Origin of the sequence: Xanthomonas sp. WHRI 10207 (assembly GCF_040202975.1) — a bacterium.
Taxonomy (GTDB): domain Bacteria; phylum Pseudomonadota; class Gammaproteobacteria; order Xanthomonadales; family Xanthomonadaceae; genus Xanthomonas.
Map to the genome: position 1 here is coordinate 248,940 of NZ_JBEGDX010000007.1, position 17,185 is coordinate 266,124.

Consider the following 17,185-nt stretch of genomic DNA (forward strand, 5'->3'; position numbering starts at 1 on the left):
CGACTGCTCGCGACGTGTTTTTAGCTGCTCTCAGTGGCGAGAGCGAAGATGCGCGCGGTGTGGTCAATGCCAGGCATCTTGCGCGTCGTGCACAGCACGTTGGCGCAGGTTTCGCGATGCTCAGGTGCGTTGCTGCACGCAGCAGCCCTGCATGCAGTTGCACGAGCGCGCTGCTGCGCCGTGCGGTGTTGCACCGCAGGCGCAGATATCGCTTTAATCAGCCGCGCGAAACCCCTCACGCATACCACCGGGGCGCCACGCGGCGGCGCCGGCAGTGCGAGGGCGCACTTACTGCTTCGGTCGCGCCACTGCGTACATTTCCGCGGCGATCTTCTTCATCAGTGCGTTGCCGTCGTCGCCTTCCTTGTACAGGTCGAAGTGGCTGCGGCCTTCCAGATAGCGGAAGTCGCTCTTGGCGCCCAGGCCGTCAAGCACCGACTGGAATTTATGCGCCGCGCCGTCCAGGTAGAACGTGTCGGCGGTGCCGACAATCAGGTGAATCTTGCCGTCCAGGTCCGGCTTGAGCGTGGGCCATTGCGCGGCCACGCGGGCGGCGATGTCGTAATGCGTGCGCCAGTAGGCTGCCACGGCCGGGTCGACCTTGCCGGTGTCGCGGTCGAACATCGGCACCGGGCGGCCGTCGGCACCGCGCGGGGAGAACACCCACTCGAACGAGGTGAGCTGGCCGCCGTACGGGCCGAGCACGCGTTCGAGCTTGGCGAAGGTTTCCAGCTCGGCCACCACCTTGCCCCCATCGCGGACCAGCGGGAACTGGCTGCCGTCGGGGCGCCGGTAGACGTTGGCATTGGGCGCGTACAGATCCGGGCCGGTGAAGTCGCGGAAGTCGCTGGAATCGGGCGAGGTAGACCAGGTGCCGCCGAACAGTTTGGGGTAGCGCGTCTGCAGCCACAGCGTGGCCCAGCCGCCGGACGAGTGCCCGGTCAAGAACCGGCCGCTGGCCTTGCCGTCCATCTTGTACTGGCGCTCCAGTGCCGGGATCAGCTCTTCGGTCAGCGCGGTGCCCCAGGGGCCATTGTTGACCGAGTCGGCGAACTCGTGGGTGCCGGTGGGCGTGGCCTGATCCAGGAACACCCAGATCATCGGCGGCATCTGCTTGGCCGCCATCACGCTCCAGGTGGCGGCGATGCTGCCGGCAAAGCGGTTGTAGTTGCCGCCGAAGCCGTGGGTGACATACACGGTGGGGTAGCGCGTGCGGGCCTTGGCGTCATAGCCGGGTGGGGTGAGCACGCGTGCGCGCAGCGAGACCGGCCGGCCCCAGAACGCGCTTAGCGACTGACTCACCATCGAGGCATCGGTGGTGTGCAGCTTGGCCTCGGGCACGGCATCGCGCACAGCCTGCGGTGCGCGTGGCGAGACCTGCCACGGGTCGTCCGAGACGGGTAGCTGTGTGCTCAGCGTCAGTGCCGGCAGCGCTGCGCCTTTGCCCAGGGTGACCGGCGTCACCGCGCTCAGCAGATCGCCGCCATCGCGGCCGCCGTAGCCATAGCTGTGGTCCGGGTCCAGCACGGCCTGGAACAGATAGGCACCGGCCGGCAGCGCAGAAAACCCGTTCGGGTAGGCGATGTTATCCAGATCGATCTGCACGCTGGCCCCCGGCGCGAGCCCGGCAACCTCCTGCGCGGCCACCGTGGTGGCACTGGGACGGAACGGGTTGGTATCCACCGCCTCCACCTTGCCGTCCTTGGCCTGCGCCTGCGCGTCCTTGGCCAGGGTGGCGAACACTAGTAGCCGCCCGGAAACCTGCTGGTCGGTGGCGCCACCCAGGGTGACGCGCAGCAGGCGATGCGCGGCCACCGGCTCGGCGGCGTGCGCGGCGCAGGCGCACAGCAGGCCAACGGCCAGCCCAAGGCGAGGTGCAAGACGATGCAGGGACATGCGGATCCTTTGAGACGCAGATGGATGGAGTGGGCATGGCGGCCCTGAGCGGACTGTAGCCAGTTTGCAGCGTGGCGCGTGCTGCAATCGCGAGATCTAGTCACCGTATCCGATCTGAGTAACGTGAAACTTACTCCGGCGGCGCGAGCGACGGGAGCCATAGCGCCTGAGGAAGTCCAATGCACAGGGGGCAGCTAGAGTTGCCGCCTCCTGTCGCCAAGCAGCTCAAATGAGCAACGCCGACGCGCCAGGCAGCCTGGAACCGTGGCTGTAAGCGTGCTGCATCGGTGAGCTAAGGGAACAGCGCACTACAATCGCATTTCAAGCTGCTGCTCACCGCATTCCAAGCGCACCATGACTTGGTTGTTCCACTGCGCGTGATGCCTCTTGCGTAGATGTCTGCACGGTCTGCTGATTTGCAACTTCGAGTTTCTGCAGATTCTCGGCCAAGGGCTGATTGACGGCTTCGGCTTTGTCCACATGCGTGCGCACCACATCCATGTCGTTCCCAGGATTCTTGTACGTTGCGAAAACATTGCCGTTCGTTTGACTGGGAATGACGTCTTGGATCTCGGGTAGAGACGGGCGATTGAGCTTGGCCTGGACCGCAAGTGCACCTGCAATGCGTTCCTTGTCTTGCTGATTGCTATAGATGCCGGCATCCGGGCCGAGCTTATCGAGCCCGGCCAAGGCTTGCTTGAACAATGGGTCATCACGCAGCCGCGCTTCTTGCTGCGGATCGAGAGGTGCTCCACCTGCGCTGAAGGTGCGTCCCGAGTTGCCTAGTCCTGGCACCGAGGGCTGGATCGATTCGTCGAGCTGTCGTCCCGATGCAGGCGCCCAATGGCCGAAAACGCCGTCGTTCTTCGGTTCCGGAAGTCGTACATCCCGCAGCACGCTATCGGCCAGTGTGTTGGAGTTTTGCAACTGGGGATCGTAGGGGTAGTTGTCATCCTTGCTCTTGGCATTGGCGACCATGCTTACCCACGTTGCCGACAAGTCCGCACCGTGTGCGATCTCTTCGCGATACTGCTTTTGTCCAACCGCATTCGGGTTGTCCGGATGATCGGGGTTGGCCCGGTCATAGGGCAGGTTAGCCTCGACGTGCATCCGCCCATACGGCAATCCGGGGTGCTCATCGCCGGTCCAGCCGCTGATGGTGTGCTGGTTGCCTTCCTTATCGGTGTAGAGAAGGAATTTGTGGTGGTATTCCTTACCCAGCGCAGCCCCGATGTTGCGGTATCCAACTTCGATCTTCTCGTCCATGACGTTCTCCGTTGGCTTACTGATTCTTGATGTGGACGGCGTCGATGTGTGTCACCTTGCCGGCGGTATCCAAAGAAAACGTCATCACGATGGAACGTGCATCTGGATCAAGCATTGCCTGCCCTCTGTTGTCCCTGATGACCACCTTGTCTGCAGTGTCTTCAACAATCTTTGACGTTGGAGCTTTGCCGAATGTCTCCAGCACCACCAACTTCGTCGCCCCCAAAGGGATGTACTTGGCAACGGTGCTGCTTACGTCGACCTGTTCGAATCGGACGGGCTTTTTGGATGCATAAATCTCGTCAAGCATTGGGCTGGCTCCTGATTTCATCGTGTCTTCCTGTGTCGAAGCGGTGCGTGCGGTATCTGTATTGGCGCAGGACGAAAGCGGGAGCGCAAGCCAGGTAAGTGCGAGCGTTGCAGCCCAACTGTTTAGCATGATGCGTGGCATGGCGACTCCTGATGCAACTAATCACTAGAATAAAATGCCCGAGAGGTCTTGGGCTTTCCCTAGGTAGGCTAGGACATCAACCTTCCTTAAAAACGGACGAGCCTAGCGTACTACACGCTCTTTGCCTTTGACGCATGGGTGAGCTGGGTCGTTAGGGTTAACTTGGAAAGAGCGCAATCTTGGCGCATCCAAATGTGTGGATTGGACATTCCTGTAATCCATATCTCGTCAAATAGGTGGCCAAACTTCGGTGGCACGACTAGAAATGGTAAGCCCCCAAATGCTCCATATAGTCGTTCGTCTCGACCGATGCCTGAAGTGAACAGTGGAAGTCGCCGCGTTTGCTTCCTAATTCCCAACTCCATCACGCAACGAAGTTGTTGAGACGATTTGCCGGGTTCGCTGCGTGCCGGTCTCCAAAGATTGACATGCCAGGGGCGCAGCCAGCTGGGTGCGGTAGATGTGGTGCTTCCCACGCATACGCTAGAGTTCATCGAACGCAATCGATCATCTGCCGCTTGGCGTTATGCACAGGTGCCGTTGCGAATATTCATTCAAGGGGCAAGTGGCGGCAGCGCTAACAGTCGCTGCCGAGGCCTTGCATCACACACCAAGGAGTGATCGAAATGAAAAGTAAATCCAGCTATCGCTGTGCGCTTGCGACAGGTGGCCTCACACTGGCCGTGGCCGCATTGTGCATGGACGCTGCCGTTGCAGCACCAGTCACCGGGACGGACAAGGTCACCTTGACCCATGTCTTCGCCACGCTGCAGAGCGGGCAGGAAGACAAGAAGCCGGAAGACATTGCCGCATGTCGCAAGCAGGTTGCGGCGCCGAGTTCCAAATATCTGGGGATGGTGGTCACCACCACGTATTCCATCGATGCGCAGTCCCTGATCATGACCGCCTCGTCGTCGCTTCCCTCACCCGTCGTGACACAGCCGCTGATGCTGACGGTGCCGCTGTCCCCGTTGGGGTTGTCTGGCGAATATGCCTTCGGCGCGTTTCGCCCGAGCGCGTTGCCCAGTACCTATGTGCTGTTTTCGACCGGGCTGAATTTCAAGGGCCCCAAGTCATCGGTGCTCGTCCTCAACAGCGACAAACCCTATAACTGCCTGGTCACCAGCGATCCGGCGCCGTTCAATGGAAAACTGGGCACCCAGCTGGGCAAAGACCAGGGGCGCTGATCTGCGCGACGTGCGAATTGCCGCCGAACGCGCTGACTAAGGGCAGCTAACAACCCTACCGTGCTCACCGCCAGGCGGGCGCGGCCGGTGCTCGGAAGCGGCATGTACCACCCATACATGCCGGTTCTGAGCGCGCCGTCCACACCCACCTGACGACTGCTCGCTACGTTTTATTAGCCGCTCTAAATGGTCGGCGCGTTCGGTTGCGGTCGATGGGCAACGCGACAGCGGTTTTTAGTGAGCGTTTCTGGAGCACAGCGGGATTGCCTGCCGACATGTGCGGCAGACACAGATCCACGCTTACCGATCCACGCTTACCGATACGGCCCCGGCCCGCGCCAGACCGGCTCGCCCTGGCGGTAGACCTCCATCATGTTGATGACCTCGCGGGCGTCGCCGATGTTCTTCAATTCCGGCGAATCCGGTGGCAGCAGGCGGCATTTGCTGGAGCCGCGTTTGAGCGCGACATCCAGCGGGCAGACCATGCGTTGCTGGGTGCCGGGCAGAATGATGGCGATCTCCTGCATGCCCTGTTCCTTCCACGCGCGCAGCTGGGTTTCGCTGCGCACGTCGTAATAGACCTGGAAGCCGCCGATATCCATGCTGGGCTGGGCATTGCTGCGGTCGCGGCGGCGGCCTTCGCTGATGGTGGGCGTGTTGGCGCTGCCGTCTTCGGCGGCATCGGCCGGTTCGTCGAGCATGCCCGGTGGGCGGCCGGTCCAGGTTTCGGGGCGGCGCTGCGGCGGCGATGACGGTTCGGCCGGCGGTTGCGGCGGGGTGGGGCGCTGCACCGGTTGTGCACGGCGCTGCTCGGCCAGGCTGCCGCGGCGGGTATTGCCTTGCGGCGGCACCGGGTTTTTGGCGTTCTGGACCAGCGTGGATTGCAGCGGCGAGGCGGCCGGCGGCGGCTGTACCGGCGCAGGGGTCTGCGAGGGCGGTGTGGGCGTCGGGGAGGGCGTGGGTTGCTGCGGCTGATCGGTGTCGCCGACAAAATCCACCTTGGTGCGGCCACCGCTGGCTGAGCCTTGCGGCGGGGTCATGCTGGGGGTGGAGGCGGACAGCAGGATCAGCAGCATCAGCACATGCAGCAGCGCGCTGATCAGCGCAGCGACCCACGGCTCGATGCGTTCGATCAGCGGTTCGCTGCGGGGCAGCCAGTCGCTGGGGTCCAGATGGACGTGCAGCAGTTGCAGCGCGTCGTCGCGCACGCGGTAAACCAGCACGTAGGGCGTGTGCTTGACCACCCACTCGCGGGTACCGGGCACGCGGCCGGCGTGGCCACGCCCGGGCTGCTCGGCCAGGGTGCGGGTGGCCTCCAGCACATGCCGCGCCATCGCCGCGGCAATGGTCGGGTTGAGCGCGTGGTAGTGATCCTGGGCGTGGGCGAGCTGCTTGGCGGCCGGGACGGTCCAGTCACGCCGCAACATCAACGCCCCATCTGGCGAACAGTGCGGTGACCTGGGCCGGTGCGGTGATGGCGCCCTGGTCGGCTGCGGCAATCCCGTCCAGCACGGCGGCCTGGAAGCTGGCCGCCTCCACGACGCGCACCACGTCCTGCCAGCCTGCCGTGTCGGGCAGCGTATCGATCAGCGTCTGGGCGTGGTGCTTGATGGCGGACATGGCACTGCGGTGGGGGAGTACTGCCGGCAAGTCTACCGCCGCGGCCTTGATCCGCGTGTGGCAATGGCTGGCGTGCGCGTGTGCGGCGTTCACCGGAGGCAATGGCACCGGCGATCGGGAGAGCGAGGCACCCAGGAGCCGGCCGCCGTGAAATACGCCGCCGGCCGCAGAAAGTGACACTTGGCACCTTGTTCGCGGTGCCGGCGGGTTTCATCCTGCAGCCGTAACTGCACCCACACAGGATTGGTCATGCCCGCTGCTGCCATCGCACCGTTTACCCCGTACCTGTCGATGGCGGCCATCGCCTTCATTTACTACCGGCGCATCCGCCGCAGCTTCGGTCGCCAGCAGTGGAAGCCGGTGGGCACTGCGGTGCGTGCGGCCGTGCTGGTCATCGCCGCCGCCGCACTGGCGTTTGCGGTCTACGGATTACCGCAGGTGCGGCTGGGCGTTGCGCTGGGAACGGCGGCCGGCATCGGGCTGGGCGCAGTGTCGCTGCGTTACACGCATGCCGAATGGGTGGACGGCCACGGCTGGTACACGCCCAATCCATGGATCGGCGGCGCGTTGATGCTGGTGCTGCTGGGCCGATTGGCCTGGCGCTGGGGCGCCGGTGCTTTCAGCGAGGGTGCGGCCGCTGCCGGGTCGCAGGCCAGCCCGCTGACCCTGGGCATTGCCGCCGCACTGGTGCTGTATTCGCTGGTGCACGTGGGCGGGGTGTGGTGGCGCCTGCGTCAGCTGCGGTTGCAGGCAGCGGCTTCCGCAGTGGTGTGAGCGGGTGCGGTGCGGCGTCGGTGACGCTGCATCACACCTGCGAACGGAACGGGAACACCAGCTTTTCGCCCAGCTTCTGCCGCAGCGGCCGCGCCCGCCAGCGTTCCAGCGTGTACTGCTCGGCGCGTTGCAGGTCGCGATCGAATACCTCGGTCATGCGCGCGGCCAGCGTAGCGTCGTAGACATTCAGGCTGGCCTCGTCGTTGAGGCGGAACGAGCGGATGTCGAAGTTGGTCGAGCCCACCGACACCAGCAAGGTATCGATGATCAGCAGTTTGGTGTGCAGCATGGTGGGCCGGTACTCGTGGATCTCGATGCCGGCCTGCAGCAGCGGCTCCCAGCTGGCCTTGGACGCCAGCCGCACCGACACCGCATCGATATGTTTGCCCGGCAGCAGCACGCGGATCCTGACGCCACGGCTGCGTGCCTCCAGCAGCGAGCGGGTGATCAGCGCATCCGGCACGAAGTACGCCGCGGCCAGATCGATGGACGTGCGTGCCGCGGCAATGGCGATCAGATACATCAGGTGCATGCTCTCGCTGCCGCCGGCCGGCGAGGCCACGAACAGCTGCGCATCGCTGTCGCCGGCTGGCGCCAGCTGCGGGTAATACTCGGCGCCGTTGAGCACGCGGCCGGTGGTCTTGATCCAGTTGTCGTTGAAGGCGGCCTGCACCTGCGCCACCACCGGGCCTTCGATGCGGTAATGCGAGTCGCGCCAATGCTCCGGGTCCTGCGCATCGCCCATCCATTGATCGGCCACGCCCACACCGCCGGTAAAGCCGATGCGGCCATCGATCACCAGCAACTTGCGATGGGTGCGGTTGTTGACGCGGTGCAGGTTGTACCAGGTGAGGGGACGGTAACGGTGCACTTCCACGCCGGCATCGGTCATCTCTTCGACCAGCGACGGGTCCATCTTCAAACTGCCGCCCCAATCGATGGTGACGCGCACCTTGACGCCGGCGCGCGCGCGCTCGGACAGCGCCTCGCTGAACTCGCGGCCGATCTCGCCCGACCAGTAGATGTAGGTTTCGAAGGTGATGGTGTGCTGCGCTGCGCGGATGGCGGCCAGCATCGCCGGAAAGATCTCGTGGCCGTTCTGCAGCACCTCGATCTTGTTGCCGGGCAGGATCGCTGGCCCCAGCAACACCGACATCTCGCGTTTGAACTGCGGGTCCGAAACGTCGTAGCAATGGCTCGGAATATGCTCGAGCTTCTTCTCAGGTGTGGCGAAGTTGAGCAGCAGCAGCCCCACCAGCAAGGTGATGACGACGGTGGCCACGATGATCCATGTCATGCATCCAACTCCGATTCCCCTGCCACTGCGGCCACAAGCGGCCGGCATTCTGCCAAGGCGCGCGGCATGGGGGTTGTGAAGGCAGGCGCGTGCGCGGCGCTGCGAGGCACTGCCGTGGTGCCGTGCCACATGCCGCTGCGCTCAGCGGCAGTTGCCGGCCTGCGCGCGTCAGCTCGCCTGGGTCAGAAACGCCATCGGTACCGCGTCGATGAGCCACACGCCATTGTCGGCTTCAAAAAACCGCAGGCCCTGGTCATGCATTTGTCCGGCCTGGACGATCAGTAAGACCGGCGTGCCATAGCGGGCGCCCACGTGCATGGCGGTCTGCGGATCGGCGGACAGATGCACATGGTGGCGTTGGCCTGGGCGCAGGCCTTCGCGCAGGATCGCGTCGAGAAACCGCGTTGCGGTGCCGTGGTATAGCAGCGTCGGCGGTGTCTTTGCCACGTGCGCAAGCGCCACGCTCGCCGTCGAATGACCCTGCACTGCACGGATGCGCAGGGCGTCGGCAGATAGCGCAAAGCGCTGCTTGTCGCTGCTGGAGACCACCGTGCCGATCAGCTCCGCATCCAGCGCCGTGCCGTGGGCATTGGCTGCCGCAATCAACGCGTCGATGTCTGCCCAGCCGTCGCGATCCAGCGTCAGCCCGATGGATTCCGGTGCATGCCGCAAGACGTAGCTGAGAAATTTACTGGTCTCGGTGTGATGCTTGCTCATGGTGATTGCGCTGGACGATCCGTGTGCCCTGGACGCTTGAGTTTACAGGTGGGGATAGAGGCGGCTGCCTGAGCGCCGGGCAGGTGCGTCTGGTGCGGCGGTTATGCAGTGCGTCCGTTTCCCGTGCGGCGTCCGCGCGTCTTCTGGCCAGTCGCTGCGTGTCATGGGGTGCTCGCCGCTTTGCGACGAAGCTGCAGACGCATCGATTGCGAGCTACAGCTTGCACCGCCATCTATCTGCGTCGCAGTGTGGGCGATCGGCCTCTACAGGCGCCCGCAACGCGCGCACTGCGCGGCAGCGAACGCGATCCCATGCAGTGCTATCGTCCGCGCCATGGTCAAGCCAGCCGACACCATCCGCTTCAAGGCGGCGCTGCTGCAACCGGCAGCGCCGGCCGATGCCACATGGCTGTTTCTGCAGCTGCCCGCGACGGCAAGCAACAAGCTGCCGTCGCGCAGCATGGTGACCATTGCGGGCACGTTTGCCGGGCATCCAGTGCAGGCGACGTTGCAGCCAGACGGGCAGGGTGGGCATTGGCTCAAGGTGGATCGCGCGCTGCAGCGTGCTGCCGGGGTTGCCGCTGGCGAGACGGTGGCGCTGGACATCGCGCCGGTTGCCGAAGAACCCGAGCCGGTGCTGCCGGACGATCTGCATGCCGCGCTGGCCGCGCACCCAAACGCGCGGGCCACCTGGGACGTCATCACCGCCGTGGCGCGGCGCGACTGGATCTTCTGGGTCACCTCGGGCAAGAAGGCCGACACGCGGATCAAGCGCATTGCCACTGCCTGCGACATGCTCGCCTCCGGCAAGCGGCGTGCGTGCTGTTTCGACCGGTCGGGGATGTACGGCACATCGCTTGCGGCGCCAACGCCCAAAGCGGGCTTAAGCGGGCGCGCGGCAGCCGGATCTGCGGGTGTATATGCGCCGAAATGCTTACATGCGTCACACAAGTGCGCACCTATACTCCCAGGCTGCCCCACCGAAGAGGTTCTGACCGCATGAGCGCACCCCCATCGTCTCCGATCGCCGCCGGTTCTGGCGCAGCACCCGGTAGCCTTCGCCGCTCGGTGTCCAATACGCTCAAGGGATCGGCCGGCAATCTGGTCGAGTGGTACGACGTCTACGTCTACTCGGTATTTGCCACCTATTTCGAATCGCAGTTCTTTTCCAAGGAAGACAAGAACGCCACGATGTTCGTGTGGGCGATCTTTGCGATGACGTTTTTGATGCGGCCGATCGGTGCGTGGTACTTCGGTCGCTTTGCCGACCGCTACGGCCGGCGGTTGGCGTTGACGATCTCGGTGTCGATGATGGCGCTGTGCTCGTTCGTGATCGCGGTAACGCCGACGGTGGCCACTATTGGTATTGCCGCGCCGATCATCCTGCTGCTGGCGCGCCTGGTGCAGGGCTTTGCGACCGGTGGCGAATACGGCACCAGCGCGACCTACATGTCCGAGGCGGCGATTCCAGGCCGGCGCGGGTTCTTGTCGTCGTTCCATTACGTCACCCTGGTGGGCGGGCACGTGCTGGCGCAGACCACCTTGCTGGTGATGCTGCACTTCTTCGATGCCTCGCAGGTGTCCGAATGGGGCTGGCGTGTGGCGTTCGGCCTGGGCGGTATCGGTGCGCTGGTGGTGTTCTGGTTGCGTCAGACCATGGACGAATCGCTGAGCTCTGAATCCATCGCCGATTCGCGTACCGGCAAGGCCAAGGCGTCCGGCTCGATGCGCGAGCTGTTCGTCAATCAGTGGCGTCCGCTGTTGCTGTGCTTCTTGATCACTGCCGGCGGCACCATCGCGTTCTACACCTATTCGGTGACCGGACCGAAGATGATCCAGACCGCATTCGCCGGTGGCGATGTGATGGCCGGCACCATCATCAACCTGGTTGCGCTGACGGTGCTGATGCTGATGCAGCCGGTGGGCGGTTGGCTGTCGGATATCGTGGGGCGCAAGACCTTGCTGGTGTTCTTCGGCATCGGCGGCGTGCTGTACACCTGGTTCCTGGTGACCGAGCTACCCAAGCAGACCGACTGGTTGACCGCATTTGCGATCCTGACCGTGGGCTTTGTGATCCTGACCGGCTACACCTCGATCAATGCGGTGGTGAAGGCGGAATTGTTCCCCACCCATGTGCGCGCGCTGGGCGTTGGCCTGGGCTATGCGCTGGCGAACTCCGCGTTTGGTGGCACCGCGCCGCTGTTGTATCAGGCCTCGTTGAAGACCGGTCACGTGAGCGAGTTTGTGATCTACGCAACCGCGGTAATTGCGGTGTCGTTGGTGGTGTACATGTTCTTCCTGACCAACAAGGGCAGCAACTGGCTGGATGACGAAGCGGCGATGCGTGAGCGCAAACGCTGAGGTGTTGATGCAACCGCAAGCTTGATAGCTAGCTCCCTTCTCCCTTCGGGAGAAGGTGCCCGAAGGGCGGATGAGGGGCGCCTCAGGCGACTAGCATGCCAGCCATGGTGAACGCGTCGCCACGCGTCGCCAAGGTGAAGCATCGATATTGCGGTCGTGCATTGGGACACCCCAACCCCAACCCGCGCCCCGGCCCGCGCCAGCAGCGCGGGCGCTCCAAGGCACGCGCGCCAGTGGCGCGCAGGCAGTGCCTTATCGCCCCACAGGGAGAGGGGCTAAATCAGGCTTCTGGTGTCTGGCATTTGCGTCCTTCTGTGCCATCTCGGCAAACACGCTGTAACGCAGCCCGATCAAGCCCAGCAGCGCATCATCGCGATGCGCCCCCGCCGGCACCTTGCCCACGCGCGCCAGCGAGGCATCCAGCCGCGCACGCAAGGCATCCGGTGCAGGCAATGGGCGCTTGTGCGCGATCTGTTGCCGGTAGTGCGCAGCGACGTCGGCCAGGATGGTGTCCACCGCGTCCACGCTCGATGGCGGCAAGCCGTGCCGTGCGCTGCGCAGCTGCAGGATGTTCAAACCCACGCGGACTTCGCTGAGCATATCCATTGATGCCAGGTCGCTGCCTTCCGGCGCCAAGGCCAACCTGGGCGCGAGCAAGCCGAGCAGATCCAGCATGCGCGCGGCGAACTGGTGGCGGTCCTGCGCGCCATGGCCATCGGCGGCGTCGGCCAGCGTGCGCCAGCCCTGGCGGACCAGGCGACGCGCACTCCATTCGGCGCCGACCGAGCGGAACACCTTTGTGAGCACCACCGCGAATCCGATCCCCAGCACCATCGCCACGGCGGCGTTGACGAAGCTTTGGATGTTGGCGTTGTAGGTGTTCTGCAGGCTGAGCAGGGCGGTGAGATTCACCACCAGCGGCAGTGCGATCAACATGCTCTTGGGCCGATGCAGCAACGCACCGATGGGCAGAAACACCGCCGCCAACAGCAGCACCAACATCGGGAAGTCGTGGATCGCAGGGAAGATACCGAACAGGTAAATACCTGCGACCACGCTGGCGACCACCGCCCAGGTCAGAAACGACACCATGCTGGGTGCGGGGTCGTCCTGCGCGGCAAAGAACGCGGCTGTGACCGCAGCCATCATCGCGCCGTTGCCGCCGCCCTCCCAACCGATGCCGATCCACAACACGCAGTACGCCAGCAGCGCAAAGCCAGCACTGAGCGCGGAAAACGCCGCCATGCCGAAGTCGATGTGGCGTGCGCTGCTGGCAGGGACGCCTGCATCGGCGGTTGGGGGCCGCGATATGCCCAGGCGTTGCAGCAGCGAGGGTCGCAGGCGCGAACGCACACCGGCATCGCCTTGCACAGCGTCCATCGATTCGGCTGTTGCAGGCTGTCTTGCCGCCGGCGGCGCGGTGCCCCGCACCAACGCCTGCTCCAGCGCGCGGCAGTCTTGCCAGAGGTCGAGCAATTCTTCCAGGCGCAGCAGCAAGCTGGCCAGCAGCAGATGCTCGATGTCCTGATCGACCACCGGGCGCAGCGCGGCGATGCGTGCGCGCAACGCGTCGACATCGGCATCGCTGCCTGCGTCCTCGCGCTGATCCACCCAACCGGCGACGTCATCCAACAGCGCCTTGAGTGCGGGCGGCTGTGCAGACCCATCGCGCTGCAATGCATCCAGCCGATCGGCCATCGACGACAGCACCGGCAGCAGCATCAGCATGCGCGCGCGCAGTTGCTCCATGGCCGGCGCCGCACTGGCATGCCGCGGGTCGTCGTGACGGACGAAGGCGATCAAGGCCTCGAACTGCACCAGGTCTGCCGCCAGCCGGTTACGCGGCGTGTGCGAGGGGCCACGCTGCAGCACTTGCCGGCACCATTGCGCAGCGTCCTGCATCCAGTTGCCGATGCGTGCAGTGAGCATTGGCCGCACCGAAGCGGGGAACACCAGCGAGGCGAACAGCACCGCCATCACCGTGCCCAATACGATCTCTTCGCTGCGCGCCACCACGGTGTCGAAGATGCCTTCCGGCGCAGTCACCGCAGGAAAGCCGATAAACGCGGTGGTGTAGCCGGCCAGCAAAAACGCATAGCCGCGCGGGCCGCGATTGAGCAGCGCCAGAAACAGGCAGGCCGACAACCACAACGCCATCGCCGCGCTCAGCAGCAGCGGCGTTTCGACCAGATTCGGCAGCATCACCAAGGTGGCCGCGCCGGCCAGCACGGTGCCGAGCACGCGGTACACGCCCTTGGCGCGGGTGGGGCCGAGCAGCGGTTGCGAGACGATATAGACGGTGGCCATCGCCCAGTACGGCCGCGACAGATTGCCGGCCAGCGCCACGTACAACGCGGCGATCGAGGCGGCAAAGGTCTTGACCGAAAACAGCCAGGCCTGGCGATCGCGCAGCAGTGCGTTCATGGCGTGGCAGTGGCAGCGGTGGCGTCGCTACGGGCGTCGGTATTCCAACCGCCGCCCAGCGCCAGAAACAGCTGGAGTTGATCCTGCGACACCTGCGCCTGCGCAGTGGCCAGGGTCATGTCGGCAGTTGCCAGGGTGCGCTCGGCATCCAGGCTGGACAGATACGGGGTGCGCCCGCCTTGATACAGCCGGCGGTTTTGCGCCGACGCCAGTTCGGCCTGTTGCTGCGCCTGTTCCAGCAGGTGCAGGCGATCCAGATCCTGCGCATAGCGCGAGAGTGTGGTCTGCACCTCGCGCAGCGCCTGCAGCACGGTGTTGTCGAACTGCGCCAGCGCGGCATCGGCGCCGGCTTCGGTGGCGCGCACGCGCGCACGCGCACCGCTGGACGGCAGCGTCCAGGAAATCAGCGGGCCGAACGACCAGGCATGCGTGGCCGGCTCACCGAAGTCCTCCAGCAGGCCGGTGGCGCCGATCGAACCGCCCAGGCGGATATCCGGATACAGCTCGGCGGTGGCCACGCCGATACGCGCGGTGGCCGCGGCCAACCGCCGCTCGGCCTGGCGCACGTCCGGGCGACGGGCGAGCAAGCTGCGGCCATCGCCAATCGGAATGGGTTGCTGCAAGGCCGGCGCATGCGCGCAGCGGTCGACACCGGCAGGCACTTCGCCAGGCGTCTTGCCTAGCAATGCCGCCAGTTGATAGCCGGCTGCCTGGCGGCGCGCGCGCAGCGGTGGCAGGGCGGCTTGCAGCATCGCCACCTGCGCGGTGGCGCGGGCCAGATCCGGTGGGGTGCCGCGTCCGGCGGCGATCAGGCGTTGGGTGATCTCGCGGCTGCGCTGCTGCAATTGCAGCGAATGCTCGGCCACGTGCAGTTCGTGGTTGGCGTGGCAGATCTCCACATAACTGCCGGCGACCTGCGCGGCCACGTTGACACGGGCCAGATCGATCGCGGCCTGCGCCACCTGCGTATCGGCGTGCGCAGCCTCGGCGCCGCGTTGCAGCTTGCCGAACAGGTCGAACTGGTACGACACGCCAAACTTGCCATCGGCCAGGTTGAACACCGGCAGCTTTTCTTCCTGCAGGAAGGCTTCGGCCGACACCTGCGCGCGGCTGACGCCGGCTTCCACCTCGTAATCGAAGCCGCCGGCATCCATGGCCTGTTCGTACACCGCTGCGGCACGGCGCAGGTTGGCGCTGGCCACCTTCAACGCGACGTTGTCGCGCAGCGCCTGTTCGACCAGGCCATCGAGCATCGGGTCCTGATATAGCGCCCACCAGCGTGCCGGCAGCGGCGCGCCGGGCTGCACCTGGTCGTTGCCGGTGTCCAGAAACGCGGCGTTGGCGGCCGGCCGCTGGTAGGCGGACTGGTCGGGCAGCGCGTAATTGGGGCCGACCGTGCTGCACGCCGCCAGCAACGTGACGGCTGCGCTCAGAGCGAGCAGACGCAGGCGCTTCATGGCGCGGCCTTTGCCTGCACATGCGCAGGCGCCCCAGCAGACGGCGCCGGTGCGGCATCGGGCAGGATCGTCACCGTGGCGGTGCGCCCGGCAATCAGCTGCACGTGCGTAGGCACCTGATCCAGCGCAATGCGCACCGGGATGCGCTGCGCCAGCCGCACCCAATCGAACGCCGGGGTGACATTGGGCAGCGCGCCGGCGCTACCGCTGCGGTAGCGGTCTTCGATGCCGGCAGCGATGCTCTGCACATGTCCGTGCAGGGTCACTGGCTCGCCCATCAGGCGCACGTCCACGCGCTGGCCGGCATGCACGCCATGCAGGCGGGTTTCTTCGAAATAGCCATCGACGCGGAACGAGCCGGTATCCAGCACCGCCACCACCGGACGCCCGGCGCTGACGTAATCGCCCACTCGCACGGTGCGGTCGCTGACATGGCCATCGGCCGGGCTGCGCACTTGCGTGCGGTCCAGATTGAGCTGGGCCAGGTCCACCGCCGACTGCGCGGTGGCCACGGCAGCCTGCGCCTTTTGCACGTTCGAGCGGCGCACCTCGGCATCTTCGGCCGCCACCAGGTCCTGCAGGCTGCGGTCGCGCGCAATCTCGCGGCGCAACTGGCTCAGCGTGGCCTGGCGCTCGGCCAGCGCGGCTTGCGCCTGTTCCAGCGCAATCGCATAGCGCGCGCGGTCCACCACAAACAGCAGCTGGCCGCGCTTGACCGCCTGGTTGTCGTCCACCGCCACCGATTCCACCAGCCCGGACACATCCGGCGCCACCTGCACCACATCGGCGCCCACGTGCGCATCGCGCGTCCACGGCGCGTCCATGTAGTACCGCCACAACTGCTGCAGCACCAGCGCGGCCACCACCACCATTGCCAGGGTCAGCAGCGCCGGCCCCGCGGTCTTGATCAACTTTTTCACGATTGCATCCAACGGGTAAGGAAAAACAGGCCGCCCAACAGCGCGATGTACAGCGCCAGGTTGAACAGCGCCGGGTGCCAGACATGGCGATACGCACCGGCGCGGGTCAGCAGCGCGCCGATGGCGCTGTTGAGCAGGTAGGCCAGCGTCATCAACGCCAGCAAGGTGGGAACGAACACACCGTAAAGACTGAATTCGCCGTACATCGGGCACATCCTGGGAAAGGGAAACAACCACGCCCGGCGCAGCGCAGCACGCGCGCGAGGGCCTGAGGAACGTCACAACCGGCGTCGCAGGACGACGCCTGACAGCTGACTCAGTCGGGCTGACTCAGCCGCGCATGCGCCTGCGCGATCTGCTCCCACAGCGTCAGCACCGTCTGCACCTGCGCTTCGCTGAGCGCGCCGAAGACCTCGGCGCGCAGCGCATCCAGGCGGATCTCGATGCGCCCGACCAGCGCATGGCCTGCGTCGGTGAGCCACAGCTGGTTGGCGCGGCGGTCGCTGCTGTCTGCCTCGCGGCGCAGCAGCGCCTGTGTGCAGAGCTTGTCGAGCAGGCGCACCAGCGAGGGGCCTTCCATGCCCAGCTGCTGTGCCAACGCCACCTGCCGGATACCGCCGCCGGAGCGTCCGATCATCAGCAGCGGGCCGGTGCAGGCGCTGGACAGGCCGAATTCGGCAAAGGCCTGGTCGGCCAGCCGCTGCCACTGGCGGGCGGCGACCAACAGGCCGGAGCTGAGCTGGGCGCGGGGAGAGAGGGTGCTAAGCGTCATAATAGTTAGGATGCTATCAATTCAACAATGAATCAATAGTCACT

At 65.3% G+C, this 17,185-nt stretch carries 16 protein-coding genes, 1 other RNA gene and 1 pseudogene; 6 read left to right on the forward strand and 12 right to left on the reverse strand.

All coding sequences use genetic code 11. From position 1 onward, the window contains the following. Positions 1-288: 288 nt before the first annotated feature. Together ABQU90_RS20120 and ABQU90_RS20125 are read right to left on the reverse strand one after the other, a co-directional pair. Entirely contained in the window at positions 289-1,896 is a 1,608-nt protein-coding gene (locus ABQU90_RS20120; protein ID WP_323520781.1) for an alpha/beta hydrolase, read from the reverse strand. A gap of 333 nt (positions 1,897-2,229) precedes the next feature. Further along, the gene (locus ABQU90_RS20125) at positions 2,230-2,586 is read right to left on the reverse strand and encodes an XVIPCD domain-containing protein (protein WP_323520780.1); all 357 of its coding nucleotides are present in this window, start codon (positions 2,584-2,586) and stop codon (positions 2,230-2,232) included. A gap of 345 nt (positions 2,587-2,931) precedes the next feature. Here ABQU90_RS20125 and ABQU90_RS20130 point away from each other — a divergent pair, with 345 nt between their 5' ends. Then, positions 2,932-3,192 (forward strand): hypothetical protein, encoded by a 261-nt coding sequence (locus tag ABQU90_RS20130; RefSeq protein ID WP_323520779.1) that lies wholly within the window; start codon positions 2,932-2,934, stop codon positions 3,190-3,192. Here the strand turns inward: ABQU90_RS20130 and ABQU90_RS20135 are convergent. Next, a complete protein-coding gene (locus ABQU90_RS20135; protein ID WP_323520778.1) occupies positions 3,179-3,613 on the reverse strand; it encodes a DUF6393 family protein in 435 nt (144 codons plus the stop codon). The two genes, ABQU90_RS20130 and ABQU90_RS20135, sit on opposite strands and share 14 nt — an antisense overlap. Before the next feature lie 698 nt (positions 3,614-4,311). Here ABQU90_RS20135 and ABQU90_RS20140 point away from each other — a divergent pair. Both ABQU90_RS20140 and ABQU90_RS20145 read left to right on the forward strand, forming a co-directional pair. After that, a complete protein-coding gene (locus tag ABQU90_RS20140) occupies positions 4,312-4,800 on the forward strand; it encodes a hypothetical protein (RefSeq protein WP_323521123.1) in 489 nt (162 codons plus the stop codon). Positions 4,801-4,902: 102 nt separating this feature from the next. Next, positions 4,903-4,979: non-coding RNA, sX9 sRNA (locus tag ABQU90_RS20145), on the forward strand. A gap of 135 nt (positions 4,980-5,114) precedes the next feature. On the opposite strand, the gene ABQU90_RS20150 is transcribed toward ABQU90_RS20145, so the two are convergent. Together ABQU90_RS20150 and ABQU90_RS20155 are read right to left on the reverse strand one after the other, a co-directional pair. Next, on the reverse strand, positions 5,115-6,227 hold the full coding sequence (locus tag ABQU90_RS20150) for a type II toxin-antitoxin system RelE/ParE family toxin (RefSeq protein WP_323520777.1): 1,113 nt from the start codon (positions 6,225-6,227) through the stop codon (positions 5,115-5,117). Then, positions 6,214-6,420 carry a hypothetical protein gene (locus tag ABQU90_RS20155; protein ID WP_323520776.1) on the reverse strand — a complete coding sequence of 69 codons (207 nt, stop codon included), beginning with the start codon at positions 6,418-6,420 and terminating at the stop codon, positions 6,214-6,216. Before ABQU90_RS20155 ends, ABQU90_RS20150 begins: the two co-directional genes overlap by 14 nt. A gap of 249 nt (positions 6,421-6,669) precedes the next feature. Between ABQU90_RS20155 and ABQU90_RS20160 the strand changes: the two genes are divergently transcribed. Continuing rightward, positions 6,670-7,194, forward strand: coding sequence for a CcdC protein domain-containing protein (locus ABQU90_RS20160; RefSeq protein WP_323520775.1), 525 nt, complete (start codon positions 6,670-6,672; stop codon positions 7,192-7,194). A gap of 31 nt (positions 7,195-7,225) precedes the next feature. On the opposite strand, the gene ABQU90_RS20165 is transcribed toward ABQU90_RS20160, so the two are convergent. Both ABQU90_RS20165 and ABQU90_RS20170 read right to left on the reverse strand, forming a co-directional pair. Then, a complete protein-coding gene (locus ABQU90_RS20165) occupies positions 7,226-8,491 on the reverse strand; it encodes a phospholipase D-like domain-containing protein (RefSeq protein WP_323520774.1) in 1,266 nt (421 codons plus the stop codon). 168 nt (positions 8,492-8,659) lie between these two features. Beyond that, positions 8,660-9,208, reverse strand: a complete 549-nt coding sequence (locus ABQU90_RS20170) for an RNA 2'-phosphotransferase (RefSeq protein WP_323520773.1) — start codon at positions 9,206-9,208, stop codon at positions 8,660-8,662. Between the two features lie 333 nt (positions 9,209-9,541). Between ABQU90_RS20170 and ABQU90_RS20175 the strand changes: the two are divergent. Then, positions 9,542-10,090 (forward strand): annotated as a pseudogene (locus ABQU90_RS20175) (YdeI/OmpD-associated family protein); the annotation flags it as partial. 116 nt (positions 10,091-10,206) lie between these two features. Then, positions 10,207-11,568, forward strand: a complete 1,362-nt coding sequence (locus ABQU90_RS20180; protein WP_115526484.1) for an MFS transporter — start codon at positions 10,207-10,209, stop codon at positions 11,566-11,568. A 252-nt stretch (positions 11,569-11,820) separates the two neighbouring features. On the opposite strand, the gene ABQU90_RS20185 is transcribed toward ABQU90_RS20180, so the two are convergent. The 5 genes from ABQU90_RS20185 to ABQU90_RS20205 form a co-directional block, all read right to left on the reverse strand. Continuing rightward, positions 11,821-13,992: an FUSC family protein gene (locus ABQU90_RS20185; protein ID WP_323520772.1), complete on the reverse strand. Its 2,172-nt coding sequence runs from the start codon at positions 13,990-13,992 to the stop codon at positions 11,821-11,823. Continuing rightward, the gene (locus tag ABQU90_RS20190) at positions 13,989-15,449 is read right to left on the reverse strand and encodes an efflux transporter outer membrane subunit (RefSeq protein WP_323520771.1); all 1,461 of its coding nucleotides are present in this window, start codon (positions 15,447-15,449) and stop codon (positions 13,989-13,991) included. The genes ABQU90_RS20185 and ABQU90_RS20190 overlap by 4 nt, the downstream gene beginning before the upstream one ends. Further along, positions 15,446-16,369 (reverse strand): efflux RND transporter periplasmic adaptor subunit, encoded by a 924-nt coding sequence (locus tag ABQU90_RS20195; protein WP_323520770.1) that lies wholly within the window; start codon positions 16,367-16,369, stop codon positions 15,446-15,448. The genes ABQU90_RS20190 and ABQU90_RS20195 overlap by 4 nt, the downstream gene beginning before the upstream one ends. Then, a complete protein-coding gene (locus tag ABQU90_RS20200) occupies positions 16,366-16,584 on the reverse strand; it encodes a DUF1656 domain-containing protein (protein ID WP_074052590.1) in 219 nt (72 codons plus the stop codon). Before ABQU90_RS20200 ends, ABQU90_RS20195 begins: the two co-directional genes overlap by 4 nt. Positions 16,585-16,685: 101 nt before the next feature. Continuing rightward, positions 16,686-17,141 (reverse strand): MarR family winged helix-turn-helix transcriptional regulator, encoded by a 456-nt coding sequence (locus ABQU90_RS20205; protein ID WP_323520769.1) that lies wholly within the window; start codon positions 17,139-17,141, stop codon positions 16,686-16,688. Positions 17,142-17,185 lie beyond the last annotated feature (44 nt).